4 protein-coding genes and 1 pseudogene are annotated in these 5,007 nt (G+C 73.3%); 1 reads left to right on the top strand and 4 read right to left on the bottom strand.

Going from position 1 to position 5,007, the window contains the following annotated elements; all coding sequences use genetic code 11:
- Both ACFP3V_RS31800 and ACFP3V_RS31795 read right to left on the bottom strand, forming a co-directional pair.
- Nucleotides 1–339: pseudogene (locus tag ACFP3V_RS31800) on the bottom strand (hypothetical protein); the annotation flags it as partial.
- A gap of 255 nt (nt 340–594) precedes the next feature.
- Nucleotides 595–1,437, bottom strand: coding sequence for an SAM-dependent methyltransferase (locus ACFP3V_RS31795; RefSeq protein WP_380591304.1), 843 nt, complete (start codon nt 1,435–1,437; stop codon nt 595–597).
- 139 nt (nt 1,438–1,576) lie between these two features.
- Here ACFP3V_RS31795 and ACFP3V_RS31790 point away from each other — a divergent pair, with 139 nt between their 5' ends.
- Nucleotides 1,577–1,828, top strand: coding sequence for a DUF6458 family protein (locus ACFP3V_RS31790; RefSeq protein ID WP_380591301.1), 252 nt, complete (start codon nt 1,577–1,579; stop codon nt 1,826–1,828).
- A gap of 39 nt (nt 1,829–1,867) precedes the next feature.
- Here ACFP3V_RS31790 and ACFP3V_RS31785 read toward each other — a convergent pair whose 3' ends face one another.
- A complete protein-coding gene (locus ACFP3V_RS31785) occupies nt 1,868–3,076 on the bottom strand; it encodes a glycoside hydrolase family 6 protein (RefSeq protein WP_380591298.1) in 1,209 nt (402 codons plus the stop codon).
- Nucleotides 3,077–3,230: 154 nt separating this feature from the next.
- Nucleotides 3,231–4,640: a GH12 family glycosyl hydrolase domain-containing protein gene (locus ACFP3V_RS31780; protein WP_380591295.1), complete on the bottom strand. Its 1,410-nt coding sequence runs from the start codon at nt 4,638–4,640 to the stop codon at nt 3,231–3,233.
- Nucleotides 4,641–5,007: the final 367 nt, after the last annotated feature.

Here is a 5,007-nt window from a genome sequence, read left to right as displayed (position 1 = left end):
GGCCCGCTCGTCCCCGCGCACGGCCTCCGCGAGGCGCTCGGCGACCAGCCTGGCCCGCTGCCCCGCCAACTCCCGCAGCCGCGGCCCGGACCAGGAGGCCTGCGCCTCGCGCAGCTCCTGGCCCAACTCCAGCAGGCGGTCCACCTCTTCGGAGCGGTGACCGGCGAGCAGGTCCAGCACGGCGGCCGCCACGGTGGGCCGGTGCAGTGCCCGCAGCCGCTCCGCGAGCTCGCGGTCCCCGGCGCGCCGGGCCTCGGCCGCGCGGGCGTCGCGCGCCTTGACGAACTGGGCCGGCGGCAGCGCGAACAGCTCGCCGACCGCCTCGTCCCAGCTGGTCACCGGCCACCTCCTCGCCGCGCTCGCCGCGCTCTGCTGCGACGACCATCCTGCGACGACAGCGCCCGGGCCGCCCGCGTAGCCGTCCGCGGCGACCGGGGCTGTGGTCAGGACGGCGGCCTGCCGTTCCGCCCTGCTGACGATCGTGCACGTCGGCTCCAGGGCGGCGGAGACGATCAGCGTGGTGGCCGACGTGAGGGTCTGGAGCGGCCCGACCGCGTCGCAGGACAGGGCCTCGGGGGTCGGCCGGTCCCCCGGTCAGCCGGGCTTGCGGGCGACACCGGCCCAGTAGTACGCGGCCTTCGGGTCCTGCGGCTCCGGGCCCTCCGGACGCCAGGCCATCACCGGAGCGACACCCGGCTCCAGCAGCTCCCAATCGCCGAAGAACCTGGCCACGTCCGCCCGGCCACGCGGGGTGAGCGGCAGTTGCCCCTCCTGCTCGGCCCGGGCGACGGAGGCCACCGCGGCCGGGGCGAAGTCGCCGGTCACATGGCTGATCACCAGGCAGCTGCCCGCGGGCAGCGCGTCCCGCAGGGTACCGACAAGCGCCCAGGGGTCCTCGGCGTCGGGCAGCAGCATCAGGATGGACACGAGCATCAGCCCGACCGGACGGCCCAGGTCCAGCGTCTGCGCGAGGGCGGGATGCGCCAGGATGGCCTCGGGCTCGCGCAGGTCCGCGTGGACGTAGGCGGTGCGGCCGGGGGCCGAGCCGACCATCAGTGCCCGGGCGTGGGCCAGCACGATCGGGTCGTTGTCGACGTAGACGACCCGGGCCGCCGGGTCCACCTGCTGGGCGACCTCGTGGGTGTTGCCCTCGGTCGGGATGCCGGTGCCGATGTCGAGGAACTGGCGGATGCCCTCACGCAGCATCAACTCCCGTACGGCGCGCCCGAGGAAGCGCCGGTTCTCCCGGGCCATCATCCGGATGGTGGGGATGATCTTCTCCACCTCGTCGCCGAGGGCCCGGTCCGGTGCGAAATTGGTCTTGCCGCCCAGCCAGTAGTCGTACATGCGGGCCGAGTGCGGCACCGTGGTGTCGATGGCGGGCGGCTCCCAGGTGCCGTCGGTGTCCACCCAGTCCCAGTCCGCACCGGCTGCCACAGCTTCCTCCCGCAAAGTCAACGGCACGACCCTTCCATGGACTTGACGGCGCGGCAAGCGACGCGGGCCGGCGGCAGCATGGGCCGGCGGTCCGGGGGTAGGCGCGGGCCACGAGGTTCCGGACCTGGAGGGCTCTGCGATGGGCATCGGTGGCAGCATCGTGCTTCTCGCCGTCGGGGCCGTGCTCGCGTTCGCCGTGCACTGGCACCCCGGCGGTGTCGACATCCGCGTCGTCGGATGGATTCTGATGGCGGCCGGCGCGCTCTGGCTGGTCGTCATGCTGTCCCTGTACCAGCGGCGCAGGGTGGTGGTCCGGACCGCCTCGCGGCGGCCCGGACCTGCGGCTCCGGGCGAGGAGGTCGTCGAGGAGCGGCGCGACTACGAGCCCTGAGACCTCCTCACCGCACCACCGCCTCGCCGCCTCAACGCCTCAACGACCGTTTGGAGAAGGGAAGTTGAACCGCAGCGCGGGTGCCGCCGCATGCGCGAGGGCGAGCGCCTGGGCGGGCCACCAGACTCCGGCGGCGGGATCGACGATGCCGTACTCGCGGTCCGTGGGTCCGGCCGTGCCCCGGGTGCAGCTGCCGTCGGACTCGCCCGGGACCTTGATCCACAGGTAGGCGTCGAGCAGCGGCTGCCCGGTGTCGGCGGTGGGCCGGGTGCCCAGACCGCGCCCGGGCGGGTTGCACCAGGTCTGCGGGTCGCCCGTGTAGGCCCCGGCAGCGGGCATCCACGGGCCCTGCCCGTTGCGGCTGCTGTCGATCACGAAGTGGGTGAGCACCGCGTCCGCCGGGACGTGCGCGGCGTACCAGGCGTCGGCGTCGGCCGCGGGCCAGTACTGGTTCGCGCACGAGTCGGCGGTGGCACCCGGCGTGTGCTGGAGGTACCAGACGCACTGGGAGACCTCGGTGCCGTAGCGGACCAGGGCGCTGTCGGTCTGGTAGTTGGAGACGTTGAGGAAGAAGCCCTGGGCCCGCGAGACGCCCGCGTCGAGCAGGAGTTGTGCCTGGGTGCCGACGCTCTGCCAGGCGCTGTGGCCGCCGTCGAGGTAGACCAGGGCACCGGGCTGGCGCTCCAGCCGGTCGACGGCCGCACCGATCTGGGCGATCCGGTCCTGCTGCTGGGCGGCGGTGCCGCCGCAGTAGGCCGGGGAAAGGGCGAGGCCGTCGGGCTCCAGCACGACGACCGTCCTGCGGTCGCCGATGCCCTGGGCGAGCGCGTCGATCCACGCGGCGTAGTCGGCGCTGGTGGCCGCGCCGCCCGCGGAGTACTGGGAGCAGTCGCGGCCGGGGATGTCGTAGGCCACGGCGACCGGGACCTGGTGGGCACGGGCGGCCCGGGTCTCCAGGGTCCGCACGGCGTCGGTGGTCTCGGTGTCGGTCGCGGTGCCGGTGAACCACTGGGCCACCGGCCAGGAGGCGAGCTGCGCCATGGTGGCGGCGTCGGCGAGGTCGTGCGCCTTGACGTCGGCGAGGGCCTGGCGTGCGGCGTCCCCGGCGGGGTCGACGTAGAAGCGGGACCCGGGCGGGAGGCTGCGCGGGGCCGGCTCGGCGTGGGCGGGCAGGGTCGTCAGTCCGATGCCCGAGGCGAGCAGGACGGCGAGCGAGAGCAGGGCACGGGTGGGGTGCGGGAGGCGCATCGACGGGTCTCCTGGCTTCAGCGGCTCGAGCGGGTTCTGCTTCTGGAGCAGGTGGCGCGCCGGGAGCAGGTGGCGCGCCGGGAGCAGGTGGCGCGGCGGGAGCAGTGGTGCGGGCGGCGGGGCGTGTGCGGTCCGGCCCCGCCGCCCGGGCTCGTCAGCTCGCCGTGCAGGTGAGCGTGGGGGTGCCGTTGGCGCCGGTCCAGGTGCCCTGGAAGCCGAAGGTGGTGCTCGCTCCGGCGCCGAGGGAGCCGTTGTAGCTGAGGTTGCTCGCGGTGACGGCGGCGCCGGACTGGCTGACCGTGGCGTTCCAGGCGCTGGTCACCTGCTGGCCGTTGGGCCAGGTCCAGGTCACCGTCCAGCCGTGGATGGCGGCCGTGCCGGCGGTCACGGTCACGTTGTCGGTGAAGCCGGTGTTCCACTGGTTGCTCACCGCGAGGGTGGCCGTGCAGCCCGCGCCGGCGCCGCCCCCGCCGGTGCCGGCCGCGGTGGTGGCGGTGACCGCGGCGGAGGGCGTGGAGACGTTCCCGGCCGCGTCGTAGGCGGCGACCGTGTAGCTGTAGGCGGTGGACGGGTTGAGGCCGGTGTCGGTGTAGCTGGTGCCGGTCGTCGAGCCGACCTGGGTGCCGCCGCGGTAGACCCGGTAACCGGCGACGCCGACGTTGTCGGTGGCCGGACTCCAGGACAGGGAAGCCGAGTTGGCGGTGGTCCCGGTCACCGTCAGGTTGGCCGGGGTGGACGGCGGCTGGGTGTCCCCGGTGCCGGTCCCGGAGGTGCTGGCGCTGAAGGAGAAGCTGTTGGTGGCGAGCCCCTGGCCACCCTGCCAGATCTCGAACCCGGCCTCGGCGTCGAGGAGGTAGTCGCTGGAGCTCAGCGAGCCGCGCGCCTGGGCGTCCGCGAGCAGCGCCTTGATGTCGAGGTCGGTGAAGGCGGTGCCGCCGCCCTGCAGCACATAGGAGATGATCTTCCAGGAGGTCTGCTGTCCGGTCCACACGTTCCAGTTGTGGCCCGCGACGGAGGCGGTCGCGGTCTGCGAGCCGAAGGGCTGGACGCCGCCCCGGCTGTTGAGCCAGATCATGATCTCGGTGCCGTTGGGCTGACCCGTGGTGGTCGGCGTGGAGTTGGTCCACAGGTCGTAGGCGACGTCGTATGCGCCGGAGGCGGGCTGCGTGGTGCTCCACGAGGAGGTCGCGCTGCCCAACTTGCTGATCTGGATGGGCAGTCCGCTGCCGGTGGTGCACAGCCCCCAGTGGCAGCCCTTGTAGATGGACGGGTAGGTGGCCGGGGCGCCGCTGGTGGACGTGTTGAAGTTGGCGGTGCTGACCTGCCAGGCGGTGCCGCCGGTGTACGTCAGGCACTGGCTCAGGCTGGAGTTCCACTCGTTGGCCTGCAGGATGTACTCGCCGCCGTTGACGGCCAGCGTCCCGTTGGCGCCGCAGAGTTGGGTGTCCGCGGCCGCTGCCGGGCGGGCCGCGGCCCACGGCACGGCGAGCGCGGCCAGGACCGCCGCGAGCAGCACGACGACCCGGAGCCGGGCCAGGGCCGACGGCAAGGTGGATCGGTACATCGACGCTTCCTCCCTGTGGGGGTGGGACGACCGCGCGGGGCGCCCGGAGTGGGAGCGCTCCCATCGCATGCCAGGGGCGACGAACGATCTGCGGTGCTGGGGAAGCGGATTCGACGGCCGTTCGACGCCGCGCACCATGAAGCCAGGGCTGCTGACACGCCGTCAAGAAGTCCGTCGTTTTCACTTGTTGAAGGGCGCAGGGCTGGGAATCGCCCCCGGTGGGACCACACCTCACCCTGCGCCCGCAGTGAAACTTTCTTCTGTTGTCGGGGCCCGTCGAATGCCGTCGAACGTTGCTGAATGCCTTCGAGTTCCGAAGCAGCGCCCTGGAGCGGCTACGCCATGGTGAATTCGGCGTGGAGTCGTC

The organism is Streptacidiphilus monticola, from assembly GCF_042658505.1.
Taxonomy (GTDB): Bacteria; Actinomycetota; Actinomycetes; order Streptomycetales; family Streptomycetaceae; genus Streptacidiphilus; species Streptacidiphilus monticola.
Note: the sequence above shows the minus strand (reverse complement) of the source record. Positions and strands in the feature narration are given on the sequence as shown.

Bases quoted from the DNA above. Each gene is read 5' to 3' on its own strand.
- ACFP3V_RS31785 (WP_380591298.1), bottom strand. From the start codon at position 3,076: ATGCGCCTCCCGCACCCCACCCGTGCCCTGCTCTCGCTCGCCGTCCTG.
- ACFP3V_RS31790 (WP_380591301.1), top strand. From the start codon at position 1,577: ATGGGCATCGGTGGCAGCATCGTGCTTCTCGCCGTCGGGGCCGTGCTC.
- ACFP3V_RS31780 (WP_380591295.1), bottom strand. From the start codon at position 4,640: ATGTACCGATCCACCTTGCCGTCGGCCCTGGCCCGGCTCCGGGTCGTC.